The sequence below is a fragment of the Shewanella oneidensis MR-1 genome (assembly GCF_000146165.2).
GTDB classification, from domain to species: domain Bacteria; phylum Pseudomonadota; class Gammaproteobacteria; order Enterobacterales; family Shewanellaceae; genus Shewanella; species Shewanella oneidensis.
This window is the reverse complement of record NC_004347.2, coordinates 4,624,057-4,648,327: the sequence shown is the minus strand read 5'-3', so window position 1 is coordinate 4,648,327 and position 24,271 is coordinate 4,624,057. Positions and strand designations below refer to the sequence as shown.

At 45.0% G+C, this 24,271-nt stretch carries 22 protein-coding genes and 1 riboswitch; of the genes, 11 read left to right on the top strand and 11 right to left on the bottom strand.

Annotated elements, in window-relative coordinates; translation table 11 throughout:
- The first annotated feature begins 274 nt into the window (after positions 1–274).
- The 3 genes from SO_RS20685 to SO_RS20675 all read left to right on the top strand — a co-directional run bounded on the left by SO_RS20685 (position 275) and on the right by SO_RS20675 (position 2,893).
- Complete coding sequence (locus tag SO_RS20685; RefSeq protein ID WP_011074089.1) at positions 275–1,732, top strand: sensor domain-containing diguanylate cyclase; 1,458 nt, start codon at positions 275–277, stop codon at positions 1,730–1,732.
- 72 nt (positions 1,733–1,804) lie between these two features.
- Entirely contained in the window at positions 1,805–2,500 is a 696-nt protein-coding gene (locus SO_RS20680; protein ID WP_011074088.1) for an MOSC domain-containing protein, read from the top strand.
- Between the two features lie 36 nt (positions 2,501–2,536).
- On the top strand, positions 2,537–2,893 hold the full coding sequence (locus tag SO_RS20675; protein ID WP_011074087.1) for a DUF4870 domain-containing protein: 357 nt from the start codon (positions 2,537–2,539) through the stop codon (positions 2,891–2,893).
- 75 nt (positions 2,894–2,968) lie between these two features.
- On the opposite strand, the gene SO_RS20670 is transcribed toward SO_RS20675, so the two are convergent.
- Complete coding sequence (locus SO_RS20670; RefSeq protein WP_011074086.1) at positions 2,969–4,885, bottom strand: methyl-accepting chemotaxis protein; 1,917 nt, start codon at positions 4,883–4,885, stop codon at positions 2,969–2,971.
- Between the two features lie 301 nt (positions 4,886–5,186).
- Entirely contained in the window at positions 5,187–6,836 is a 1,650-nt protein-coding gene (locus tag SO_RS20665; RefSeq protein WP_011074085.1) for an electron transfer flavoprotein-ubiquinone oxidoreductase, read from the bottom strand.
- Positions 6,837–7,084: 248 nt separating this feature from the next.
- A riboswitch (molybdenum cofactor riboswitch) is annotated at positions 7,085–7,218 on the top strand.
- On the opposite strand from SO_RS20665, the gene moaA reads away from it, so the two are divergent.
- The 7 genes from moaA to SO_RS20630 all read left to right on the top strand — a co-directional run bounded on the left by moaA (position 7,206) and on the right by SO_RS20630 (position 12,115).
- On the top strand, positions 7,206–8,186 hold the full coding sequence (moaA, locus tag SO_RS20660) for a GTP 3',8-cyclase MoaA (RefSeq protein ID WP_164925796.1): 981 nt from the start codon (positions 7,206–7,208) through the stop codon (positions 8,184–8,186). Its footprint overlaps the riboswitch before it by 13 nt.
- 158 nt (positions 8,187–8,344) lie before the next feature.
- Entirely contained in the window at positions 8,345–8,779 is a 435-nt protein-coding gene (gene moaC, locus SO_RS20655; RefSeq protein ID WP_372841800.1) for a cyclic pyranopterin monophosphate synthase MoaC, read from the top strand.
- Positions 8,780–8,798: 19 nt separating this feature from the next.
- Positions 8,799–9,050: a molybdopterin synthase sulfur carrier subunit gene (gene moaD / locus SO_RS20650; RefSeq protein ID WP_011074082.1), complete on the top strand. Its 252-nt coding sequence runs from the start codon at positions 8,799–8,801 to the stop codon at positions 9,048–9,050.
- A 1-nt stretch (position 9,051) separates the two neighbouring features.
- A complete protein-coding gene (gene moaE, locus SO_RS20645) occupies positions 9,052–9,519 on the top strand; it encodes a molybdopterin synthase catalytic subunit MoaE (protein WP_011074081.1) in 468 nt (155 codons plus the stop codon).
- Positions 9,520–9,550: 31 nt separating this feature from the next.
- Positions 9,551–10,342, top strand: coding sequence for a molybdate ABC transporter substrate-binding protein (gene modA, locus SO_RS20640; protein ID WP_011074080.1), 792 nt, complete (start codon positions 9,551–9,553; stop codon positions 10,340–10,342).
- An 8-nt stretch (positions 10,343–10,350) separates the two neighbouring features.
- The gene (gene modB, locus SO_RS20635) at positions 10,351–11,031 is read left to right on the top strand and encodes a molybdate ABC transporter permease subunit (RefSeq protein ID WP_011074079.1); all 681 of its coding nucleotides are present in this window, start codon (positions 10,351–10,353) and stop codon (positions 11,029–11,031) included.
- The gene (locus SO_RS20630) at positions 11,012–12,115 is read left to right on the top strand and encodes an ABC transporter ATP-binding protein (protein WP_011074078.1); all 1,104 of its coding nucleotides are present in this window, start codon (positions 11,012–11,014) and stop codon (positions 12,113–12,115) included. Before modB ends, SO_RS20630 begins: the two co-directional genes overlap by 20 nt.
- 9 nt (positions 12,116–12,124) lie before the next feature.
- Here the strand turns inward: SO_RS20630 and SO_RS20625 are convergent, their stop codons facing one another.
- Positions 12,125–15,550: a transporter substrate-binding domain-containing protein gene (locus SO_RS20625; protein ID WP_011074077.1), complete on the bottom strand. Its 3,426-nt coding sequence runs from the start codon at positions 15,548–15,550 to the stop codon at positions 12,125–12,127.
- A 96-nt stretch (positions 15,551–15,646) separates the two neighbouring features.
- Between SO_RS20625 and SO_RS20620 the strand changes: the two genes are divergently transcribed.
- Positions 15,647–16,285, top strand: a complete 639-nt coding sequence (locus SO_RS20620; RefSeq protein ID WP_011074076.1) for a response regulator — start codon at positions 15,647–15,649, stop codon at positions 16,283–16,285.
- A gap of 2 nt (positions 16,286–16,287) precedes the next feature.
- Here SO_RS20620 and SO_RS20615 read toward each other — a convergent pair whose 3' ends face one another.
- The 8 genes from SO_RS20615 to SO_RS23115 form a co-directional block, all read right to left on the bottom strand.
- Positions 16,288–17,148: a hypothetical protein gene (locus SO_RS20615; RefSeq protein ID WP_164925795.1), complete on the bottom strand. Its 861-nt coding sequence runs from the start codon at positions 17,146–17,148 to the stop codon at positions 16,288–16,290.
- A gap of 22 nt (positions 17,149–17,170) precedes the next feature.
- A protein-coding gene (locus SO_RS20610; RefSeq protein WP_141135407.1) for an IS3-like element ISSod1 family transposase occupies positions 17,171–18,330 on the bottom strand; the annotation gives its coding sequence in 2 pieces (ribosomal slippage) (positions 17,171–18,081 and positions 18,081–18,330; 1,161 coding nt in all).
- Between the two features lie 14 nt (positions 18,331–18,344).
- Positions 18,345–18,734 (bottom strand): hypothetical protein, encoded by a 390-nt coding sequence (locus SO_RS20605; RefSeq protein WP_164925794.1) that lies wholly within the window; start codon positions 18,732–18,734, stop codon positions 18,345–18,347.
- Positions 18,731–21,199, bottom strand: coding sequence for a fimbrial biogenesis outer membrane usher protein (locus SO_RS20600; protein ID WP_011074075.1), 2,469 nt, complete (start codon positions 21,197–21,199; stop codon positions 18,731–18,733). Before SO_RS20600 ends, SO_RS20605 begins: the two co-directional genes overlap by 4 nt.
- A 104-nt stretch (positions 21,200–21,303) precedes the next feature.
- Entirely contained in the window at positions 21,304–21,678 is a 375-nt protein-coding gene (locus tag SO_RS20595) for a CS1 type fimbrial major subunit (RefSeq protein WP_238560527.1), read from the bottom strand.
- A 74-nt stretch (positions 21,679–21,752) separates the two neighbouring features.
- Complete coding sequence (locus SO_RS20590) at positions 21,753–22,967, bottom strand: IS4-like element ISSod3 family transposase (RefSeq protein ID WP_011070548.1); 1,215 nt, start codon at positions 22,965–22,967, stop codon at positions 21,753–21,755.
- 106 nt (positions 22,968–23,073) lie between these two features.
- The gene (locus SO_RS20585; RefSeq protein WP_164925703.1) at positions 23,074–23,994 is read right to left on the bottom strand and encodes an IS1595-like element ISSod11 family transposase; all 921 of its coding nucleotides are present in this window, start codon (positions 23,992–23,994) and stop codon (positions 23,074–23,076) included.
- On the bottom strand, positions 23,927–24,187 hold the full coding sequence (locus SO_RS23115) for a hypothetical protein (protein WP_172966530.1): 261 nt from the start codon (positions 24,185–24,187) through the stop codon (positions 23,927–23,929). Before SO_RS23115 ends, SO_RS20585 begins: the two co-directional genes overlap by 68 nt.
- Positions 24,188–24,271: the final 84 nt, after the last annotated feature.

Below are 24,271 nucleotides of genomic sequence, written 5' to 3'. Positions count from 1 at the left end.
GAGTCATCTTTCTGTCATCTAGGATTGTTAGAGTATGTGCTGTGACAGATAGCTCTTGTTCCTTAACGTTTTCTTGTGCTTTTCTCCCATTTTGTTGGTTCGCATGTTTGCCTCGTTTCCCCAACGGGGCATTTTTTTACCTCGAATAATGTTATTTCATCGAAGAATATTCATATTGCGGAAATGTTGTGCGGTTGCTGAGGGATTGCGTTAACATTTAGGCAACTTATCAAGTTGATACAAAATAATAAGCCTACTGCTGTTGGAGTTGGAAATGGGCAATCACGTCTGGAATGATAAAAAGAAGTTTATTTGGCTACTTTCGGTTTTGTTGTTAGTTGCCTTTTTAGTGACCAGTGGTATTAGCTATAAAGTGGCCCATGATTCTTTGAGTCAGCAAATTGAGAGCAATACCCTTCCTTTAACGAGTGATAATATTTATTCGGAAATTCAACAAGATCTTCTACGTCCGATCTTTATTTCCTCACTAATGGCGCAGGATACCTTTGTACGAGACTGGACACTAAATCACGAGCAGGAACCTGAAAAACTGATCCGTTACCTCAAGGAAATCCAAGATAAGTACGATACCGTCACCAGCTTTTTTATCTCCGAGCAGAGCCGCAATTATTACCACTCATCGGGTGTATTAAAAAAAATTCAAGATGTTGAGCCTAATGATGCCTGGTATTTTCGTGTTCGTTCGTTGCCAGAATCAGAACATTATGAAATCAATATCGATGCCGATACTGCGGATCGCACTAAGACGACAGTGTTTGTTAACTATAAAGTATTTGATTTTGAAAGTAAGTTTATTGGCGTAACTGGCGTTGGGCTTGCGGTTGAAAAGGTGAAGGCGCTGATTGAGCTCTATCAGAAACGTTATAATCGTCGAGTTTTTTTCACCGATAGGCAGGGCAATGTCACTCTCCATGGTGATGAATATGATGGCGCTAATTCACTGCAAGCCAGCACTGGCTTGGAGCAGCTAGCAACGCGCATTTTAACTAGCCCAAGTGCCGCATTTAGCTATCAGCGAAATGGTAAAACGGTTTATTTAAACAGTCGATTAGTGCCTGAGTTCAAGTGGTATTTAGTCGTTGAGCAAGAAGATGCCCCACAAGAGCAAGAACTGCTGAATACTTTCTGGGGAAATTTAGCCCTGAGTTTGGTGGTGACCATCGGTATATTGTTTATTTCAAACATGACGTTAGGGCGTTATCAGCGCAAACTTGAGATTATGGCATCAACCGACAAGCTCACCGGTGCCGCTAATCGCCAAGTCTTTGAAGAGTATTTCCATCAGGCATTAGATAAGGCAAAGCTATCGCAAACATCCATTTCAATTCTCCTTATTGATATTGACCACTTTAAAAAAGTGAATGATAGCTACGGCCACAGTGTCGGTGATTTGGTGCTAAAAACGGTTACCAATTTGCTGCGTAGCCAGTTAAAACCGCAAGATATACTTTGCCGTTGGGGAGGAGAAGAGTTTTTGGTGTTATTGCCGGAGATGGATTTAAGCCGTGCGGCAGAGTTGGCGGAACGTTTCCGCGATTCCATCTCCCAGCGAGAATTGAAGGTCAATGGTGTACATATTGCTATCACAGTCAGTATTGGTGTTGCAGAATATCAAAAGCTGGAACCTGCAGAAGATTTGATAAAGCGCGCCGATTTAGCCTTATATCAAGCGAAAGAAGCTGGCCGTAATCAAGTAGTGTTAAATCAGTGAGGCAACGATCTTAAGGGGGCGTATACTTGGCGTGTTATTTAGCCCCTGTGGCGACAATGAAGGGAGTAACCAATGTCGACCTTATTAGTAAATAGATTATCGGGTTTGTATTCAGGGACTGTTCTGCATGAGATGGACGGCGTTGTTACTGGTATCGATGGTAAAAAATCGGCGCAGCAATTGACGGTCAATATTGATCATGTGGAAGGCGATGCACAGGCCGATCCTAAGCACCATGGTGGTCTTGACCGAGTATTACACCATTTTCCCCGTGAGCATTATGGCCAATACCGTCGCTGGGATTTAATCACCCAACTTGAAGATGCGCCGAGCATGGGCGAAAACATCAGCACAGTTGGCCTGAATGAATCTGAGGTCAATATCGGGGATGTGCTGCAAATGGGTGCTGTGACAGTGCAGTTGACTCAGCCTCGCTCACCTTGTTTTAAGTTAAATCTGCAATTTGGCCATAGGGATTTTGCCCTTGCAATGCAGCAGAGTCAGCTATGTGGTTGGTTTTATAGGGTGTTAACGCCAGGCATTATCCTTTTAGGTGATAGGATAGAATTAGTCGAGCGTAAAACGGATATCAGCGTTGCTGAGGCGATGGCGTTGTACTTTTCACCCGAATACGATGCTAAGGCCTATGATAGACTTGTATCCTGTGAGGGGCTGGCGCAAAGCTGGGTGAATAGTTTGCAACGGCGTTTAGCCACACAGCAGGTCGAAGATTGGCAAATGCGCTTGTATGGACCTAAGGGTCGATAATTCTTATTTTTCAAACAATAATACAGGAAAAGCGTAATGATGGAGTCAGTGACTAAGAGCGAGAAAGATTTTGGCTTACTCGTGTATGCCTCCAGTTTACTTGGTTATTTAGTGCCATTAGGCTCGATTCTCGGACCGCTCATTTTGTGGTTGATGAAGCGTGAAGAGTCTGCTTTTGTCGATCAATGTGGGCGCAGTTGTTTGAACTTTAAGCTAAGTTTGCTGATTTACGTGATTATCAGTGGAATACTATTCTTGGTTGGCATTGGGTTTATTTTCCTAATCATCCTCGGTATTTTGGACTTTGTATGCACTATTCTTGGGATGATTAAGGCGAGTGAAGGGCAAGTTTATCGCTATCCGCTGACGATTAAGTTTCTCTCCGATAACTAATCGACTTTTACGCTGCGTAATAAAAAAACGCCTTAGGGTGATATCCGCTAAGGCGTTTTTTTGTCTCAACGAGGCTTAGACTTTGAACTTCGCTACCAAGGTATCTAAACGGTGGGCGAGTTGATTTAACGCTAAACTGGCCTGCGCCGCTGCCTGTGCCGTGCTGGCGGTGCGTTGGGTGATGTCGTTAATTTCGGTCACGTTACGGTTAATATCCTCTACAACGGTCGATTGTTCTTCCGTTGCCGCTGCGACCTGAATATTCATATCACTGATAAGGCCAATACGCTTGCTAATGCCAACCAAAGACTGGCTAGCCTCATCAACTGCAGTCACACCTTCGTGGGAGCGTGCGCGGCTCTGCGCCATAGCACTCACTGCGCGACTTGCCTCTGACTGCAATTTATCGATCATGCCTTGGACTTCGTTAGTGGAAGCAGCGGTTCGTGATGCCAGATTACGCACTTCATCGGCGACCACCGCAAAGCCACGCCCTGCTTCACCAGCTCGCGCGGCTTCAATAGCGGCGTTAAGGGCGAGTAGGTTAGTTTGCTCCGAAATGGCGCGGATCACATCGAGAATCCCACCGATAGATTTGGTATGAGTTGCGAGGGATTCAATCACTTCACCTACTTGCTCTACATCATGGGAGAGCTGATTGATCGTATCCCGTGCGCGTGTTACCACCACTTGGCCACTATTCGATTCTGTATCGGCATCTTTTGCGGCGACAGCGGCTTGGGCGGCATTGCTGGCGATTTCATTTACGGTTGCGCCCATTTCATTGATGGCGGTCACCACCATCATGGTGCGATCTTTTTGCTCATGACTGTCTTCAAGGGTTTGCTGCGCTTGATTAGACACATCTTTCGCTGAGAGACCGAGTTGTTCGCTGGTCTGTGCGACTTCAATCACTGAGTCTTGGATTTTGCTAATAAAGCTATTAAATCCTTGGGCAAGTTGTGCAATTTCATCTTTGCCATTTACTGGTAAGCGCTGACGTAAATCGCCTTCACCTTCACCAATATCGCGGAACATCGCTGCGACTTGGGCGATAGGGCGGCTAACAGAGCCTGCCACAACAATGGCGAGCATAATAAAACCTGCGGCAATAATTAAGGTCCAAATCAAGATTTGGTAAACCGCGTCCCTGAGTAGGGCAAAGACTTCAGCTTCTGGCACTTGAGCGACCAAATACCAATCCATCGATGGAATATAACTGCTAGCAACGAAGGTTTTTTCACCTTGGATTTCGGTATCAATCAGATTGAAATCGCTACGATTGAGTAATGAACCTATGTTGGCCGCAGAGTATAAGCTCTTGAGGCTCGTTTTGCCGATTTGACTGGGGTCTGGATGCAGTTTGACCTCGCCTTTGGCATCAACTAAGTAGACAAATCCTGTTTCTTCAATTTTAAATGAGTCGAGAAGTTGCACCATATCATCGAGGGATTTGGCAAGGCCAACGAGTCCGCGACCGTTAGGTTGCTGATAATTGATAAAGAGTTTGATCTCGCCATTGGCTTCGGTAAATACGTTTAGCATCCGTTCTTGGCCGCTATCGCGATAACTAAAAAACCAACCGTCTTGCGCGGGGGTGAGTTCACGTAAAAAACCGTCTTGAGTGTAATAAGCAGCGGTTTGTCTATCAGCGTAGGAGGCTTGGGCTAAATGGTATTGGCGGGTGATGTCTTTTAATTGGGCAACGACTTGGGGTTCTTGCTCCTGCGGCCGACCATTTTCCAGCCATTGCAAAAGCATACGGCTGCTGGCGAGTTGTTCGGCAGCATTCATCAAGCTCGAAATATCCAAATCAATTTTATTACGGATCTGCATCATTAGGCTGGGCATTTCCGACCCCAGCATGCGCTGCTGTACCACGTTTTTGGCGCTACGTTGGCTGATCACACCAACAAGTATGGTCGACAAGAGTACCGCAAATGTGACTGTTAGCAGGATTTTCTGCTTAATCGTAAGGTTATTCAATATCATAAATATCAACATGCCTGTGTTAAACGTTTAGAAATATCGGTCGACGATTTGCTGCCAATAACATGTATTGAACAGAACTGCAAAAGTTAACCTTGGTTTAGGTCGATTGCCGAATAAAACTGCTTACAAGACATTTATTGGGCTTAACCTGTTGCTCTTACGGTAGATCTTTATATGTAGAGTATAGATGGAAATGAATTGCGGATTTGAAGCTTGTAATATTTATGGCGTAATTGTTACCAAAGTATAAGGTTAAGGCAAGTAAAAAGAAGGCGCTCAGTGAGCGCCTTATGTATATCAATTACATATTCGGATAATTAGGACCACCGCCACCCTCTGGGGTAACCCAAGTGATATTTTGGCTTGGGTCTTTAATATCGCAGGTTTTGCAGTGGATACAGTTTTGTGCATTGATGACAAACTTGGGCTTGCCTGCTTCTTCAACAATTTCGTATACGCCAGCAGGACAGTAGCGCTGGGCGGGTTCGTTAAATTGCGTCAGGTTGATCCCGAGCGGAATGCTGTTGTCTTTGAGACGCAGGTGGCAGGGCTGATCTTCCTCATGATAGGTACTCGACAGATAAACTGAGGAGAGTTTATCGAAGCTGAGTTTGCCGTCAGGTTTGGGGTAATCAATCTTGCTGTAGGCGCTAACCGGCGCCATTTGCGCGTAGTCAGGATGCTCATCACGCAAAGTGATAGGGAACTTACCGCCAAACCAGTTTTGATCTATGTAGTTAAAGGCGCCACCAAGGAAGGTGCCAAACTTGTGCATCGCTGGGCCAAAATTACGAGACTTATACAGCTCCTCATACAGCCAGCTTTCTTCTAGATGGGTTTGGTAGCAGTCAAGATCCTTACCGCCTTCGACCTCGGCCATCATGGCTTTAGCTAAGGTTTCGGCCGCGACTATACCGCTCTTCATCGCTGTATGTGTGCCTTTAATCTTGGCAAAGTTTAAGGTGCCTGCATCGCAACCAATTAGCAGGCCGCCGGGGAAGCTCATCTTCGGCAGTGAGTTCAGGCCGCCCTTGGTAATTGCACGTGCGCCATAGGTCAGACGCTCGCCGCCTGCTAAATATTTCGCGATAACAGGGTGAGTTTTATAACGTTGAAACTCATCGAACGGGCTTAAGTGTGGGTTCTTGTAGTTGAGGTCGATAATTAACCCCACTGCAATTTGATTGTCTTCCATATGATAGAGGAAGCCGCCACCCGATGCGCCATCGGTTAATGGCCAGCCACCCGTATGCACCACTTTACCTTGCTCGTGTTGCTCGGCGGGGACTTTCCAAATTTCTTTAAAACCTAGGCCGTAGTGTTGCGGCGTTTTGCCATTATCTAAATGGTATTTCGCGATCAGCTGTTTGCCTAAATGCCCGCGGCAACCTTCTGAGAATACGGTATATTTTGCATGCAGCTCCATGCCGGGCATAAAGCTGTCTTTTGGTTGGCCATCGGCGCCTACGCCCATGTCGCCAATCAAAATACCTTTAACGCTATTGTCCTCATTGAAGAGCAATTCGCTGGCCGCAAAGCCGGGGAATATTTCTACGCCAAGTGCTTCAGCGCGGGTTGCGAGCCAGCGGCAGAGGTTGCCGACGCTAACAATATAGTTGCCTTCGTTGTGCATGGTTTTTGGCACAAACGCATTGGGCATAAGTTTGCTATCGGTCTCTGAGCTGAGTAGATAGATTTCATCGTGGGTCACCGCTGTGGTAACAGGGGCGCCGTTGTCACGCCAGTCGCTGAATAGCTCATCTAACACTCTGGGTTCGAATACGGCGCCTGATAGAATATGCGCGCCCACTTCGGAGCCTTTTTCTACCACGCAGACGGTAATTTCTTTACCTGAATCCTGTGATATCTGCATTAATCGACACGCAGTCGCCAAGCCCGCAGGGCCCGCGCCGACGATAACAACATCGAATTCCATTGATTCGCGTTCCATCAGTTCACCTTTTCCTTCGCGTATCCCCGATTTTTATCGGGTGTTGTAGTTTGTAAACGGGCGTTTTATTACTGCTGTTCACCTTACCTCAAAATAACCGCATGGCACAGAGGCTAGGCTGGATGTTTAGCCTAAATAATGACAAATCTTTGGGTGAGCACTGTCACAGATTGTTCACGCGCACTTGAACCTGATCAAGAAATACCTGTTTAGGGGTATAGCTCGGCAATACTTTCGGCTTATAATCACAGCTGACGGTTCTCCGAGCTTGCCTACCTAAGTCAACAGATATGGGGGTGTAGCCGTGGCAATAAGGCCACTGGGGTGAGTAAAGAAATGCTCTCGCCTCCCACACTTGGAAAGGTGATCATGTCTCAATTACAAGACAATTTTGGTCGTAAATTTCATTACTTACGGATGTCAGTCACTGACGTTTGTAACTTCAAATGCAGTTATTGCCTCCCCGATGGTTATCATCCCAATGGCAAGCAGCAGTTTTTATCTCTCAGTGAGATAGAAAACTTGGTGTCCGCATTTAGCCTCGTTGGCACTCAAAAAATCCGTATCACTGGCGGCGAACCCACGCTGCGTAAAGATTTTACCGATATTATTCGAGTCGTTGCCGATAATCCGCGTATTCATACTGTTGCTACTACCACTAATGGATATAGGCTCGAGAAGCATGCCAAAGAGTGGTTTGATGCAGGTCTGCGCCGCATTAACGTGTCGGTAGACAGCTTAGATCCTAAGATGTTTTACCAGATCACCGGTGAGAACAAGTTCGATGAGGTGATGCGCGGTATCGATGCCGCCTTATCCGCGGGCTTTGAACGCGTAAAAGTCAATGCGGTATTGCTCAAAGGCATGAACGATAAAGATTTACCGCGCTTTTTGAATTGGATTAAGCATACGCCCATCGATTTGCGTTTTATCGAGTTGATGGAAACGGGGCTGGGCCGCGAGTATTTTCAAGCTCACCATTTAGCGGGCGCTGACATTAAAGCACTGCTGCAAGCTGAAGGCTGGCAATTGGATATACCCAGTGCCGACGATGGCCCTGCACAAAACTTTAGCCACAGTGACTTTAAGGGCCGCATTGGTTTGATCATGCCCTATGCCACAAATTTTTGCGCCAGCTGTAATCGCTTGCGGGTGTCGGCTAAAGGTAAGTTGCATTTGTGCCTGTTTACCGAATCCGGCATTGATTTGCGTGATCTACTGCAACACCCAAGTCAGCAAGCGGAATTAATCGAGCGGTTACATGGACAACTGGCGCAGAAGAAAGAAACCCATTATCTGCATCAGGGCATTACTGGCGTAACGCAGCATTTGGCCTCGATTGGCGGTTAATCTAACTTAGGTTTTAGTCTGCTTATCGCGTTATCTTTCATTGCGTTAGATTTCGCGATTGCGCTTAATTTCCCATATGCTTGAATTTAGCAGCAGTTTAAAGGATCGCTTCAATGAGCAATGTATTTACCCATATTAATGCCGACGGCAATGCCCACATGGTCGATGTGACCGAAAAAGCCGTGACCGAGCGTGAGGCCCGTGCCGAAGCTTTTATCGAGATGGCAAGCACGACTCTTGAGATGATTATGAGTGGTAGTCACCACAAAGGTGATGTGTTTGCCACTGCCCGCATCGCGGGGATCCAAGCGGCGAAAAAAACCTCAGATTTAATTCCGCTGTGCCATCCATTAATGCTCACCAAGGTGGAAGTGGAGCTAGAAGCTCAGCCTGAACATAATCGTGTTCGCATCACTAGCCTGTGTAAATTGTCCGGCAAAACTGGTGTCGAAATGGAAGCGCTCACGGCGGCCTCTGTCGCGGCCCTGACGATTTACGACATGTGTAAAGCGGTGCAGAAAGATATGGTGATTTCACAGGTGCGCCTGCTCGAAAAACGCGGTGGTAAGTCGGGACACTTTAAAGCTGAATAACGTAAAGCGAGATAAGAATATGATTAATGTGTTGTTTTTTGCGCAGGTTCGTGAGCTTTTAGGGACTGCCCAACTGAGTATTGAAGCGAGCGAACAGACACAAACTGCAGAAGGATTACGCGCGACACTCGCGGCCACCGATGATAAATGGGCCAAAGTGTTAGCCTCTGACAAATTGCTGGTGGCAGTGAATCAAACCATTAGCCAGTGGGATACCCGAGTGAACGATGGTGATGAAGTGGCCTTCTTCCCACCTGTGACAGGAGGTTGATATGCGTTTACTGCCGAATGTGCGGGTGCAGACCGTCGATTTTAATGTGGCCGACGAGTACCACCAATTAGCCCAAGACAACAGTGATGGCGCCGTTGTGACTTTTGTTGGCAAAGTGCGTGACTTTAACGATGGCTCAGTGGTGACTGACCTGACTTTAGAGCACTACCCCGGTATGACGGAGCGCATTCTTGAGCAAATCGTTGCCGAGGCGCGTGAGCGTTGGCCGCTCAATAAAGTTACGGTTATCCACCGTGTGGGGACTATGGCGCTGGGTGAGCAAATTGTGTTTATCGGCGTCACCAGTGCCCATCGCAAGGCGGCCTTTGCGGCCTGCGAATTCTTAATCGACTTTTTGAAAACAAAAGCCCCTTTCTGGAAATTAGAAGCAGGGGATAAGGGTAAGAATTGGGTCGAGGCCAAGGATGCCGATGAGCAGGCTGCGCAATTGTGGCAACACAAAAGCTAGTGACTGTAAAAGGCGATTATAGGATCAGTTTATGAGCAGTTTGAGTCGGTTAGGCAAAGTATTTGGCTTAGTGTTGTCTTTCAGTATGGTATTGATGCCTTTTATCAGCCGCGCCGAAACTGTGCCTGCGATTGCGGCCGCCGCCAATATCAAGTTTGCCCTCGATGATATTGTTAAAAACTTCAGCGCCGAAACAGGGCTTAAGGTGCGGGTGTCCTATGGATCATCTGGTAATTTTGTCGCGCAAATCCAACATGGTGCACCCTTTGAGATGTTGCTTAGTGCCGATGAGCGTTATATCCATGAGCTGCAAAAAGCTGGCTTTGCCCGCGATGAAGGCGTGCAATACGCGGTGGGGCGCTTAGCGTTAGTCGCACCCAATAAATCCCCCTTAACCTTAGATACCGAGCTTAATGGCGTAAAAGTCCTGCTTGCTGCGGGTAAGTTGGAGCGCTTTGCGATTGCTAATCCTGAGCATGCGCCCTATGGCGAACGCGCCCGCGAACTGTTGCAAAAACTAGGTTTGTGGGACGGCCTACAAACTAAGTTAATCCTAGGTGAAAATGCCTCCCAAGCGGCGCAATTTGCCGTAAGTGGTTCTACCCAAGGCGGCATTATTCCGTTATCCATTGCTTTAGCGCCCCAGTTTAAAGCATTAGGTCAATCCATTGCTTTACCCGCAGAGCTGCATGGGCCACTTTATCAGCGTATGGTGTTAACGCCTAAAGCGGGGGCGACTGCCGAACGCTTTTACCTTTATCTTCAATCTGATGCCGCCAAATCCGTATTTGTGCAATACGGCTTTGGTTTACCCGCTCAGTAAGGTTAGCAATGGATTGGCAGGCGCTTTGGTTATCGGTCAAGCTCAGTAGCATCACAGTCTTGGTGCTGGTCCCCCTATCGATTCTTGCTGGACGCGCCTTGGCCTATCGCCAGTTTATCGGTAAGTCTTGGGTTGAAGCGCTCATCATGGTGCCCTTAGTCTTACCGCCGACTGTGATTGGTTATTACTTGCTGGTGGGGCTTGGCAGCCAAAGTTGGTTAGGGCAGTGGTTAGAGCGTCTGACTGGGCAGCAGTTAGTGTTTCATTTTTCTGGTTTAGTGCTGGCATCCGTGCTGGTTAATATTCCCTTTGCGTTGCAACCGATACAGCGTGCCTTTGAAGCGGTTCCCCACGATGTGCGCGATGCCGCCGCGTGTTGCGGTATGAGTAAACTCAAAATTCTACTTAAAATTGAACTACCTATGGTCTGGCCGGGGGTGTTGACCGCCATAGTGCTGTGTTTCTCCCATGTTCTGGGGGAGTTTGGCGTGGTGCTGATGATGGGCGGTAATATCGCTGGTGAGACCAAGACGATATCGATCTCCATTTATGACAGCGTGCAGGCCTTTGATTTTGGTGCAGCAGGTACTATGTCTTTGGTATTGTTGTTATTTGCCATTACCGCATTGGCTCTTACCACCAGTTTATCACGGCGTTTAGGAGGTCAGCGTGGCGCAAATCATCGCTGATCTACATTGCCAGATCCAAAACCATAAGCATATTAAACTGAGCGCCGAGTTTAGCTGTAAGGCGGGTGAGGTGTTAGCGGTCGTTGGGCCTTCGGGTGGCGGGAAGACGACGTTACTGCGGATGATCGCAGGGCTTAATCATCCCGATGCAGGCAGTATTGTGTTTGGTGAGACGCCATGGTTCGACAATAAAAGCCGCACCGCGCTGACGCCGCAGCAGCGTCATATTGGCTATATGCCACAGCATTTTGGCTTATTTCCCAATCTTACCGCGCTCGAAAACGTGGTAGCTGGGCTTGATCATATTCCTAAATCGGCGCGAATTGCGCGGGCAAAAGATTGGTTAGATCGAGTCAATTTACAAGGGCTGCCTGATAGGTTGCCGATGCATCTCTCTGGCGGTCAGCGCCAACGGGTTGCGCTTGCCCGCGCCCTTGCCCGTGAACCTTCAGTGTTATTGCTCGATGAGCCATTTTCGGCGGTGGATAGGGAAACCCGCGAGCGTTTATATCTTGAGCTTGCTCGCCTAAAAGAACAGTTGCTTTGCCCCGTGATCATGGTTACCCACGACTTAAATGAAGCCTTGTTGCTGGCCGATTCGATGATTCTGATCAGCCAAGGTCAGATGTTACAGCAGGGTGTGCCCTTTGAGGTGTTGTCGCGTCCACGTAACGAAGCGGTGGCGCGGCAGATGGGCTTAAGGAATATTTTCGATGGTGAAGTGGTGTTCCAAGATCGCACTAAAGACATCACCTGGCTGAAGTTTGGTGAGCAGCTGATCGCCAGCGATTTTGGCAAAGACCGCAGTGTTGGCAGTAACGTTCGCTGGGTCATCCCCAATCAGGGAATACGGTTTAACGCTATCACTAATGGTCGTTTATGCCGTAGTTTTAATAAGTTAGATATAACCATCGACTCCTTGTTGGTGATGGGCGAATCGGTTCGTGTCGTCTGTTATGTTACTGGAACTAAGCTGCTACTTAATACGGAAGTTTCACTGCATCTTGCACAAAAGCTTGGGTTAACCAAAGGCATGCAAACTACAGTCGCACTCAAATCAGAACAAATTCATATTTTGGAATAGTGCACCTCATCAGTTACTTGTGTGGATTATGGCGTTTAGCTCGCTTATCAATTGGATTATTATCGCCCGAAACTCAGTTAATTCGACTTCTCCGTTGTTGCTGTCTTCTTGTCTGATTTTTTCTTCTAGTAGCCAAGCCTGCTCTGCAATTGATGTGAGACCTAGCATACTAATTGTTCCTGCAGTTCGATGGATATTGTCCGCAAGTTGAGGAGCTGTCAGTTGAATATCCTTAAGTGAGCTTTCGAGTTCATCTTTAAACATTAATAGCATTTTACTTAATGCCTCCCTGCGACCAAATGCATTCTCTAATATTTTTATATCGATAAGTGCAGGTTTTGAGTGTGGGAGCCATTTCAATAGCATTTCATGCAGTTCATTTAGATGCAGCGGTTTTGCCAGTAGGTCATCCATCTCTACTGCAGCACATCGTTGTTTTTGTTCATTTAATACGTTGGCAGTTAGAGCAATAATGGGGACGTGTTGTCCATCTATTTCCTGTGCTCTCACTTGTTGGGTAAAAGTGTAGCCATCCATTACTGGCATGCGGCAATCACATAATATTAAGTCGTAATGCGTCTGTTGCATGAGGTCGAGCGCTTGGACACCATGTTCGGCAATATCACAGTCTAATCTCAATTGCTTTAGCTGTCGTTGTACCAATATCTGATTAAGCTGATGATCTTCAATTAATAAAATTTTACATTCAGGCCAATTTACCTTAAGCGTAATGTCCCTCTGCGGTGTCGAGACTATGGTATCAATCCAACCCATATTGATATAACAAACATCCTTTACCGCTTGCGATGTTAGAGGGTTTACATTTAATAAACATTGATCGTTTTGATACCTATAACCAAGTGCTTCATTAAAGTGAGTGCAGAGTATATGTTGCCGATCATCCGAAGCATTATCAGTAAACAACAGGTCTGCATTGGCTTTATTCTGAGTTAATACAATGCCTAATGACGCTAAATGCCAAGATAAAGTGTGACGTAATTTTATATCGCTGATAGCAATATATGCCTGTAACCCTTGTAATTGTTCATCAAATTCATCTTGAGCAACTACAGGTAAACGAATGCGTAAACCAATAAATGTACCTAAATGAGGAGCGCTATTCAGGATAATGTCACCGCCCATCATTTCAGCGAGTGTATGGCTGATAGCAAGACCCAAGCCTGCACCACCATAGCTACGTGTCGTCGAGACGTCTGCTTGCTCGAAAATATTAAATATTCGCGCTTGAGTATCAGCGTTCATGCCGATACCTGTATCTTGTACGCCAATCAGCAGTAATTGTTGGCCCTCTTCTTCGGCTTCAAGCTTGACCGAGACTTCAATAAACCCGCGTTCAGTGAATTTAATAGCATTACTTACCCAATTGAATAGGATCTGCTTTATGCGAAGACTGTCTCCTGTGACCCGTGCTGCTACGCCTTGGTCAACGTGTAAGTAGAGGCTTAAGTCTTTAGTGCGTAAATCATTCATGACCATATTAAGCGTACTATCGAGAACTTCACGCAATAGTATTGGTGTCGATTCTAGACGCATTTTTCCCATGTCTATTTTAGAAAAATCGAGAATATTATTAATGATCTGAAGGATTTCTTCCGCGCCATTACTAATGATTTGCACCATTTGTTTTTGTTCTATACCTAGGGGGGTAAAGCTTAGTTGCTCTGCCATGCCCACGAGCCCATTCATGGGCGTGCGGATCTCATGGCTCATAGCTGCAAGAAATTCTGCTTTTCTTTTAGTCGCTAGTTCAGCATTTTCCTTGGCGATAGCGAGGGCATTCTCGACAATACGGCGCTTGTTAATTTCTTGTCTGAGTTTTAAATAGGCTATGGTTAAGCCGCCAATGAAAAGCAGTAAACCTATCGCAATAGGCAGCAGTGTTGTGATCAATGTATGCCAAGAGATGCCTTCGCTGTAATTTACAGCTAGCCAAGTATTGCGGATTTGCTGCTTTTCTTTCTCACTCATACTGGAGAAAACACGGTTAATTAATGGGATCAGTTGCCAATAAGGTTCACGAATGGCAACAGCGAGTTCATCTTTATAAGGTGTTGGTGCCGCTACTCGTAATTCATCAATAAATTTGTTGTCAATGAGCATAGCCACAACGGCCAAATTCCCCATATAAGCCGCTGCGTTGCCCTTTGCGACTAAGGTCAAACCTTCATCGGGATTGGCAGAAACTACAACATCGATATTCGGATAGGCTTTTTTAATGCTTGGCAGCAGTAGATTATCTGTGATGACCACGCGTTGAAAGTTGAGTTCTGACAGCCCCGCGATTCGCGGACTGTTGCGAGCAGTGGCTATCACAATAGGGAAAGACGTAAACACTTCGCTCATGTGCCAGTCTGGATATTGTGCTTTCAATCGAGTTGGAATAATGGCGAGATCAATCTCATGGTTAATGAGTGCGCTTTGGATCTCATTCCAGGTTCTGGTTTTTTGTGCCGCATAATCTAACCCAAGTTTTTCTCTAAATTGCTCAAGATAATCAGCAATTAAGCCTACTAAGATGCCGTTATTGTTAACCGAAGAGAATGGCATCCAATCATCAACAAATCCGACTCTGAGTGAAGGTAAACCTGCTAGCCATTCGCGTTCATTGGGTCTAAGTAGAAAATTACTGTGGCCTAAAAAATGAAGATCGCCCATACCCAGCCAAGTCACTTCGAGAGCATTACGCTCTTCTACACTCAGAGCCATTAAGGCGTTATCGAGTTGTGTTACAAGCAGGCTATTGTTCTTCGTGATCCCTAAATGTAAGTTTTCCATCATCAGGGGGGCTTGGGCAACGATAAGAAGTTCTGGGTGTGCACTAATATATTGGTTAGCAACATGAAGATTACCAATATAGGCATCGGTCGTTTTATCAATGACCGAGGAAAGTGCTTGTTCTGTATTAGAAAATGTTACTTCTGTTACGGTTGGATAATGCAGTTTGACTAATTTCTCAGTCGAGAATCCTTTTTCAACGGCGATCCGAGCTTGGCCAAATTCACTCACATCGCGAAAAAATCGGCTGTCGTAACGAATAACGACGACGGTGGGTGAGGTGTAATATGAGCGGCTAAACATGAGACATTGAGTGCGCTCTGTGGTACGAAAAGCGTCAAGCAAGACATCGACCTCCCCATTACAACCTGCGGAGTAGAGGCTCATCCAATCGGGATAAATCTTCCAGTCAATTTGGTAATGAAGATTTTTGGCGAGCAGTTGTATCAGCTCAACACTAAATCCCGTTGTTATCTGGTCATTTACTTGCTGAAAAGGTCCCCAGCCATTGGCGAGTACGCCTACGCTAATTGTTGTGGTGTTGGGCTGTTCAGCATGAGTGATAAAAGTCATGCACAGTAGGGGTAAGTAACTCAAGATGCAAAGAAGTTGATAACGTATTTTTTGAATTGCACTCATCTATATGACCAAAGTGGATTAAGTCTCGAAAAAAACACCGATGCCAAGTAGTATAGATAAGGTATCCATAAGTTCACATTATCACGGGAGTTGAATATGGCTTTTAAGATCATCCTTGCCGACGATCACCCTATTATACTCACTGGCGTGCGTAGTTTGATGGCTGAAATGCAGCCAAGTTGTGACATTGTTGCTGAAGCAAATAATGTTTCCGAATTATGGCGTACATTAGAACAACATGAATGTGACTTATTGATCACAGACTTTAGTATGCCTAATGATGACAATGTCGATGGTATGGCCATGATTAAACAGCTAAGACGAAAATATCCAAACTTACCCATAATAGTGTTGACTCAAGTACATAATTTAGGTGTATTACAAGCGCTGTTACAGATTGGGATACAAGGCTTGTTATTAAAAAAATCAGTTATTGCCGAATTAGAGAAAACAGTTAAAAAAGTATTATTAGGTTCTGTTTACATTGGCGAAACTGTCCATGAATTATTAAATGAACAAGGTATTAATCAATATGCCATCCCAGTTGAACTTTCACTGAAAGAAATAGAAGTGGTACGTTTACTGGCAAATGGCATGTCAGTGACTCAAGTTGCCAGTTATTTAAATCGTAGTGTAAAAACCATTAGCACCCAAAAAACCAATGCAATGCAAAAACTCGGTTTAAAGAGTGACAGTGAGTTGTTTCATTATGCACAGCAACAGGGCTTATTCTAATGTTAAAGTGGAGGAATTTCAGCCTCGAACATAATCGTTACATCCCCTTGGTAAGTGCTTCCTGGATATTTCATCATTTCAGTTAAGTTGGTTTTGCTAATTTCAAATAAAAATTTTCTTGCAACATTGATATATGTTCCATCTGTATTTGTAAACTTGTACTTTGATGTTGATAGCGGATATGATTTCCCTTCACCATTGATATAACTGATTTCAATATTTGTTTTGTGACTGTTTTTAATGTTGTTGAGTTGGCATTGGCCATTTTTTTGATATTGGCAATAACTCAATGAAACATCAAATGGTGCGCTAAACCAAAACTTAAACGGCAATTCAGCCTTTAAGTTGGGCGGTGTTTTCCCGCTGTTCATCCATGGTGCCCAGCCCTTGGGCGGTTGCAAGATTACTTTATTGCTGCCAGCAGGGAATTCAACCTTAAGTTGATGTGTGACCCTTAAGGTAAATTCTATCGTTACGTTTGAGTCAGAATAGGTTGCATCACCAAAATCGAGATCTTTATTGCGTCCAAGACTCAAGGTTAAGCTGCCCTTATAAGTGCCATTTTCCATTTTTAAAGGATCGGGAAGTTGCAGTTTATAACCAATATAAATCCTTTGAAGGGTAATATTTTTTGAGGTGAATGTAGTGTTAAATATATTGTTGTAACAAATCCCCCCTAATTTTTGGTTGGCATTCTTTATATCATAGAAATATTCAAATAAACTTGGGCTAGCCCAAGTTTGTTGTCTAAAACTACAATCACCCTGCACAGTTTTTTCTAGCCAAAGTGTCCCACTTGTGCCAGCTTCTTTTATAATATTTGGTGTTTGACTTGCGCCAATTTGCGTTAATTTAAACTTCATTCTATGAGAGAAACTGTACTGGTCAACCCAAACTGGACACTTTTACTTGAGAATTCTCAAACTCTACAGGTGACAGATCGTTATTAGCAGAATGAAGTCGCTCCAAGTTGTAATATTTGATGTAAGCCGTCACATCTTGCTTCATAAACTCCCTTGTTGGTTGAGCAACTTTAAAAATCCAATCGTGTTTCAAGCTACCAAAGAATCGCTCAACAACGGCATTATCCCAACACGCACCCACATCACCCATGCTGGCTCGGATACCATAGCTCGATAGCAGCCTACCGAATTGTTTACTGGTATATTGCGAGCCTCGGTCACTGTGAAATACCAGCCCTCGCGCTGGTTGTCGCAGGTTGTAGGCTTTTATTAATGCCTTGGATATCAAATCTGTGGTCATGCGTTTGTCTATGCGCCATCCCACAATCCGGCGTGAATATAAATCCATCACCACAGCTAAGTACATCCAGCCTTCACCCGTCTTTAAATAGGTCACGTCACCCGCCCAGACCTGATTAGCCGATACTGGATTAAAGTTCATGTTTAACAGGTTATCAGCCACTGCATCTGAGTGTTTTCGCTGTGTCGTCACCTTGTAAGCACATCGCTGGGTTGCTTTGAGTCGAAGGCGGTGCATAATTTTACGAACGAGATAGCGACCAACCTGGTAGCCTTCCTTGCGCAATTTCTTCACCATTTCACGATTCCCTAAGCTGCCTCGACTTTGCTTAAATAGCTGTCGAACAAGGCGATAAAGCTTCAGTGTTTCAACGCTTATCACGTTTGCAGGGCGTTTATGCCAATCGTAATAGCCTGACTTACTGACACTCATTACTCGACATAACAGTGTTATGGGAAACAGGTGAGATTGCAGTTTGATGAAACGAAATCTTACTTCATTTCTCTCGCAAAGAAGGCGCTTGCCTTTTTTAGAATTTCTTTCTCCATGCGTAATTCTTTGTTTTCTCTACGCAATCGCTTCAACTCATCACGCTCAGACTCTTCTAAGGTGATGCCTTGTTGCAGGGCTTCGTGTTTTTCCTTCCAGTTGTAAAGCAGGCTCGTGCTAACTCCAAGAGACTTTGCCGCATCGGCAACGCTATAACCTTGCTCCAGCACCATCAAGACGGCTTCATCTTTAAATGCCTGCGGATAACTCTTATGTGATTTTTTCAGACTCATATAGACCTCTTAATTTATTGACCATACTGTCTCAAAATTAAGTGTCCGATGGGATTAGACCAGAACAAACCTCCACCTTTTTTAGTTAACTCAACGGTCTTTTCGCCTGTAAATTTCTGATAGGTAATGGCATGCTCCAATTTATCATCATTGCTGACGAGTCGTGAGGTCATCTTTATTGGTATATTTATAGCCTGCTCTTTTTCTAGTGAGGCAGTGCCGTTACACCAGAATCCTTCCGCTTGCCATTCTACTGAACATGGTGTCGTGTTAATAAACTTACTGCCATTAATATCATAGGGCGCAGGTTTATATTCAGCAGTAACTTGAATGGTAGCTGCCTCTGTTAATGGGCTGAGTAGTAGATATCCCATCAAGGCATATAAAGCGTAACGATAATTCACTTGGCTAGGTTCTCTGTTAATGTTTGCTGTGCCCATGCTTGGGCGTTGCAAGTGATATTGCCTACTAGCAATAGGTTCTGTTCACGTTTTACTCGGTGTAAATCGAGTTCAAGGTTGCACTCTTGTACACCTTGATACTCCACTTGCAAGCTCGGGTGGCGTTCACTCATTTCTACGGCAAAAAAGCCATCGGCCTCACTCAGGCTGCGCCCCGCATGGTTGGCGATGAGCGCGCCTTTAAGCGGCAATCCCTGTTGATTTACTAAGCGACCAATCACTGTGACAGTCTTCATGACTCTGATTTGTTGGTAACTGACGCCTCCCTTATTGAGGTGGTAATGCAATACGCTCGGTTGGATGACTGAAGGTGTGTCATCGTAGTCCTGTATGGCGAGTTGTACGCTACCACTGCGATAGGCGGTCACTGGCACTAAGTTGCGTCCAGGCTTTAAGGTGACACTGCCACCGTGCTCATCTTCTGCTTGTAAAATGATGTCAGGGGTATCAGCCATGACATCGATTATCATGCCCGCATCGTGGTTTTGGCTTTGGCCTGAGATGCCGAGTTTACCCTGTTGCCCTAGTGCAACCATACTATCAAGGTTGATACCTCCTGTGATGCCGCTGTTATAGGACGATGATTGTGCATAGGCATCCCCGCTAACAATATTGTTGCTAAAGCGGCTATTGGCGGTTGCGCCAACACCATAGCTATCCGTGTTTAGTCCCATCCCTATGGTTTCAATGCCACGCCAGTCTAGTTGCTGTTGGTAATCAACATAGGCATGCTGTTCTTGCCCGCCAGAACGTGAAGTTCTGCTGCCTAAGCCACCACCCATTCGACGCTTTTGATCGCCTAAGTTCATACTGAAATAAAGTGCTCCGCCTTGGTCGCGCTGGCCTGAAGTGTTAATGCTGCCGGGACGATCGAACGCATTTAAACTCCAGCTCATTTGGCGTCCCCAGAGTTTGCCGCTGTACTGCCAACCTAAGTCAATGCCTTGACCTTGCTCGGATTGATGTGACAAATAAGCAGAAACAGAGTGACCTCTCCCTAGGTTATGTTGCAGCGATGCACTCGTCTTTTTGGGATTAGAGTTCGTAATATCACTGCTTTGCGATTGGCTGAGTTGTTGCTGATGGCTGAGTACAAAACTACCTTGCCTGTAGCTATAAACTGCTTGCAAATCAAAATCGCTGCCCTGTTGATCATTCATCACCCAGTTACCAAAAAAGCGCAGTTGTTGGTTCCAGTCCCAATCGGCCGAAACGCTATAATGCCAACCTTTATCAACAAATTGGGCCGCTGCGCCGAGGATGATCGCCGGTGTTAATAAGTAGTTTGCGAGTACCCCTGTGCTGAGTCCGCGTCTGCTTTCATCATCCCAATTCGTTATGTCTTGTAACTTTTCTCCAGCAAACAAGTTCACCCGAAAGGGTTCTTCAGTGTTTTGCCATTGAATGGGTTTGTTAATGATTTCTCGACGACGTTCAGTGACTTGGCCATCTTCTAGAATACGAATTTCAACTTCATATATGCCAGATGGTAATACTTTTGTATCAATGGCTTGTAAGCCCGCGTTAATCTGTTGCGAGTTGATCAATTGTCCATTTTGGTAGATTTCTACCACACCTGCACGATTCGGAGTGACATAAATGGGTGTGGCACTGGCATAGGCTTGATCGACCAATAACTGATTAGAGTCACCCAGCATCACGCCCATCACAGCTTGTGAGCTGCCGCTATAAATGATGGGCTGACGAACTAAACCTTGGGCATAAGGGGAGAAATACCCGAGTCGATAGAAGTGTCCTTCGTTTTGACGTTCTGTATACAACTGTTGAATAGTCGAGTTGAGTGTCTCTTCATTATTTTGAGTGACTTCACCTTCAAGCAGTGTGGTCCACTGGCCTATACTTGCTTGGGCTTGCAAATTATAACGGCCTGCGTAATCGCTCTCATTGGATTGACTCCAATTGAGTTGTCGTCGAAATAGCGCGCCGTAGCTTCCCTGTTCAGGCAAGGCATAGTAGTGCGAGCTTGATGGTTGTTTTTCGATATTGGCCGTTAAAATAGATAATTGAGAGTTCTCCAAATTATATTCAATCGCTAATATGCCGCCCTGACAGCCTTTTTGGCACAAACCCAACTTATGTTTTTGGTTTAATTGCGCTATCCATAATTGTTGCTGACGTTCGTCAAGATCGCTTTCGCTCACGTCTATGAGTTTTAATAGTTGCACACTGGTATCGAGTCCTAACACTATTTCACCTTCGCCAAGCAATTTATTATCAATGGTGATTCTTACTGTTAATGGGGCATTGAAAAAATGCTCAGAAAATCCATCAGGCAAGTCTTGATATTGCTTTAGCAGCTTTAGCAAGTCCGATGACGTATTACTCGCCAAAGAGCAAGAGCTAAAGATTAGCGTTGCGATCAGGATCGTCAGGATCAAAGATGACAAGTGTGTTGCCTCATATCGAAAAAATGAAAAGCATGAGTCGTTAACTTGAAAATTAATAAAGCTCCCTTCGCGGGAGCTTTTTTGAAATTTAACTTAATAAATCTCTATGGTTTTTTAATTGGCGCTTCCGATTCGAAAATCATATTGACCATGCCTTGGTAGTTGCCTGCTACATAGCCGCTTGCTGGGACAGTTGGTATGATCTCTAGTGCAAGGGTTTTACCTGTTTTAGCATTGTCGACATCGACTAATTCTGTCGCAGACGTCTTCAGTTCAATACCGCCCACTTTAACTGTTAGTGCAATATTATCATTGCCACTGGCGATAATGGCTGGGTTTGATAAGTAACCCGTAATAGCACCAATGGTACTTTTCACTTCTAGTTGCTTATTTAATTGATCTAGCTTTTTTGTATGGACGTTATATGCTAACTTTTGCTGGCTGTTGATAAGGGCTATCCACTTAGCACGACCAACCACTATATATTGTGGTTATCGATTTTTAATTGATTGGTACGTTATCGGCTTAGAACGCACTGCTCTGTAGGATCCCCTCATAATTCATAGCCCCAACAACCATGAGTTAATGAGAGTTGGGCTAGTTTCTTCGCAGCACAAAGCAAATCATCTGCTGATATGGGGTAGTCATGCCGTCGCCGCAGCAGTTCTTTGCCCATCCTGATTGTTGATAGCACATTCCTTTTCTTTACCGTGTTGGCTTGGAAGTGCCGCTGTAATTGCTGTGTTTCTCCGTATAATCCTACCCACCAAAATGCCAGTTGTACCAATAATGCTATCAATAGCAGTATGTCCATCCTCGCCGCATAACGTGTTCTGCTATGACGTAAACCAAAGCCATAAGCGGGGCTTTTTAAATCTCTAAAGGTTTCTTCTATTTGCATCCGTTTTTGGTAAATATTAACCAGTTTTTGAGGCGACATGGCTTCTATGGTCAAGTTGGTCACCAGTGCCCAAGGCTCTTTGGCGGTCAGTTCATACGTCCATTGCGCCGTATGGTGACAGTCTGTTGTCGTACTTCGCTGACCTTTTCTGCCTTTACTTGGAGCCCTGAACAATACCATCTCGCATAACAAGGGTTTCTTTACCGATAACGCCACTCGCCCAACATGTTTTGCGCGACGACTGGCTTTGGGATAAAGCGCTTTTAGCGAAAATTGGCGACCGAAGGGGTGCAGCCGATAGACACTTAATCCTCTGACACGACCCAGCCAATACCAACCGAGCTGCTCGACTTTTCGAAACCATGGATTACGGAAGCCCGCGTCAGTGACTATCAGCGGGGTAATATTGTCAGGTAACACTTTATGGAGTTCATTCAGAAACTGATTATGGGCAGTTTGTGTGCCTTGTAGTACTAACGGAAATGTTCGCTCGTAGAGCGTGATAGAGCGGCCCTTAATCGCAATAGAGGCGCGTAGTGCAATCAGTTCACGACCTTCACGCATATCAGACCAATCCACCAGTATGGTCGGCATCGTATGTGCTGTTAGCAGCCACTTTGCATGCCACTGATAAACAGCCAGTCTTTCATGGTGAAGGTGCGGGTTGCCCAATAATCTATCCATGCGTTTTATTGAGTGTTTAGTATGAGTGCTGGTGCCATCAATGTGCCGCCCTAAATGCGTGAGGGTGAGACAATCCGCGTTGATGAGGGCTTTGCAGGCGACCATGAGTGTATTCAGTCGCTTTTGATGGATTTCTGGACAATGTTGATAGAGAGATTGATGTAAGATAGTTAACACTTGCACCTTGATGCCCTGTGATTGATGTTTGTTCGCACTTCCATCTGATCACACTTCAAGGTGCAAGTTCACTCTAATTTAATGATTTATCTGAAAATCATCAGGGGATTCTTCAGCGCACTGCTTGCTCAAGCAACCTGTAGAATAATAATCCCCGAGAATCTGACTTTCTTCTGTTGAAGCGAAATGTAAATTCATCTAAATAATAATCAAGTTGCTTAGCCTTTACCGCACCTTGATACGTACCTAAAAGCCATCTTTTACATAATGATGAGACTCGATGCACCCCAGCCATTGTTTCATGTGCAGGTACAGATGAACCTAAATGCACCATCCGATTATGCTTATATCCTTTTTTGTCTATTTGCTTGTATGCTTGAGAACCATCACTACAAATTGTGCTACCAGGCTCTATTACATCTTGAATGAATTGATGGATATGTTCTTTAGTTGCACTTTCTACTTGCCTTAAACGTATCCGCCCAAATCCAGAGGGTGATAGCAGCTCAACAGCCACCAAAACTATAGCTTTACGCTTACCCTGTTGATTTTTAATAGATGATTTTGGAATGACCCCACCTATTAATGTTTCGTCAACCTCTACGATGCCGGACAGTTTATCTCTTTCAGGGTCAACCATGGCATATCTTAACTTGTGCATTAAAGACCAAGCAGTTTGATAACTCCCAAGACCTAATAGCCTTTGGACTCCAAGAGCGCTGACCCCATTCTTTTGATTTGTAATAAACCAGACAGCTGCAAACCAACTTTTCATGGGGGTTCTTGTTTTGTCAAAAAGTGTACTTGATGTTACTGAACACTGAAAACGGCAAGCATGACATTTTAACTTGCCATTACTTAACTGATAAGGTGATTGATGGCTCGAACAGCTTGGGCAAATGAATCCGTTTGGCCAACGAAGTGCGTAAAGGTAGCTAGTGCAAGATTGTTCATCATGAAACCAATCAACAAATTCGTCCCAATTTGTAGGGTAATCGACGCCAGCTTTTAATAAATACGATGAAGTTTTCATTACTACATATTGACACTGGTGGCGCTAAATGGATAGCCCTTCTGTTGATCCAGTTATCATTGCCTGTTGGTTGCACAAAAAAGTTCTCTGACGGAATTTGTGCAATCACAGTGACTTGATGTTCAATCTTTTCAGCCGCAAATGAGTTCATGGCCACTAATAAGGTTATTGGGGCCGCTTTCCATATTTTCATTACAGTCTCCTTTAGGATGCATTAGTTACCAATAACTATGCTTTTGGTTTTATCACCTTCAATCAATTGAAAGTGATAGCTTTC

What these genes read in the sequence shown, in the direction of transcription:
- SO_RS20675 (WP_011074087.1), top strand. Translation starts at nt 2,537, where the DNA reads ATGATGGAGTCAGTGACTAAGAGCGAGAAAGATTTTGGCTTACTCGTG.
- SO_RS20670 (WP_011074086.1), bottom strand. Translation starts at nt 4,885, where the DNA reads ATGATATTGAATAACCTTACGATTAAGCAGAAAATCCTGCTAACAGTC.
- moaE (WP_011074081.1), top strand. Translation starts at nt 9,052, where the DNA reads ATGCGTTTACTGCCGAATGTGCGGGTGCAGACCGTCGATTTTAATGTG.
- moaC (WP_372841800.1), top strand. Translation starts at nt 8,345, where the DNA reads ATGGTCGATGTGACCGAAAAAGCCGTGACCGAGCGTGAGGCCCGTGCC.
- SO_RS20665 (WP_011074085.1), bottom strand. Translation starts at nt 6,836, where the DNA reads ATGGAACGCGAATCAATGGAATTCGATGTTGTTATCGTCGGCGCGGGC.
- SO_RS20625 (WP_011074077.1), bottom strand. Translation starts at nt 15,550, where the DNA reads ATGAGTGCAATTCAAAAAATACGTTATCAACTTCTTTGCATCTTGAGT.
- modB (WP_011074079.1), top strand. Translation starts at nt 10,351, where the DNA reads ATGGATTGGCAGGCGCTTTGGTTATCGGTCAAGCTCAGTAGCATCACA.
- modA (WP_011074080.1), top strand. Translation starts at nt 9,551, where the DNA reads ATGAGCAGTTTGAGTCGGTTAGGCAAAGTATTTGGCTTAGTGTTGTCT.
- moaA (WP_164925796.1), top strand. Translation starts at nt 7,206, where the DNA reads ATGTCTCAATTACAAGACAATTTTGGTCGTAAATTTCATTACTTACGG.
- SO_RS23115 (WP_172966530.1), bottom strand. Translation starts at nt 24,187, where the DNA reads ATGAAAATATGGAAAGCGGCCCCAATAACCTTATTAGTGGCCATGAAC.
- moaD (WP_011074082.1), top strand. Translation starts at nt 8,799, where the DNA reads ATGATTAATGTGTTGTTTTTTGCGCAGGTTCGTGAGCTTTTAGGGACT.
- SO_RS20585 (WP_164925703.1), bottom strand. Translation starts at nt 23,994, where the DNA reads ATGAAAACTTCATCGTATTTATTAAAAGCTGGCGTCGATTACCCTACA.
- SO_RS20620 (WP_011074076.1), top strand. Translation starts at nt 15,647, where the DNA reads ATGGCTTTTAAGATCATCCTTGCCGACGATCACCCTATTATACTCACT.
- SO_RS20615 (WP_164925795.1), bottom strand. Translation starts at nt 17,148, where the DNA reads ATGAAGTTTAAATTAACGCAAATTGGCGCAAGTCAAACACCAAATATT.
- SO_RS20680 (WP_011074088.1), top strand. Translation starts at nt 1,805, where the DNA reads ATGTCGACCTTATTAGTAAATAGATTATCGGGTTTGTATTCAGGGACT.
- SO_RS20685 (WP_011074089.1), top strand. Translation starts at nt 275, where the DNA reads ATGGGCAATCACGTCTGGAATGATAAAAAGAAGTTTATTTGGCTACTT.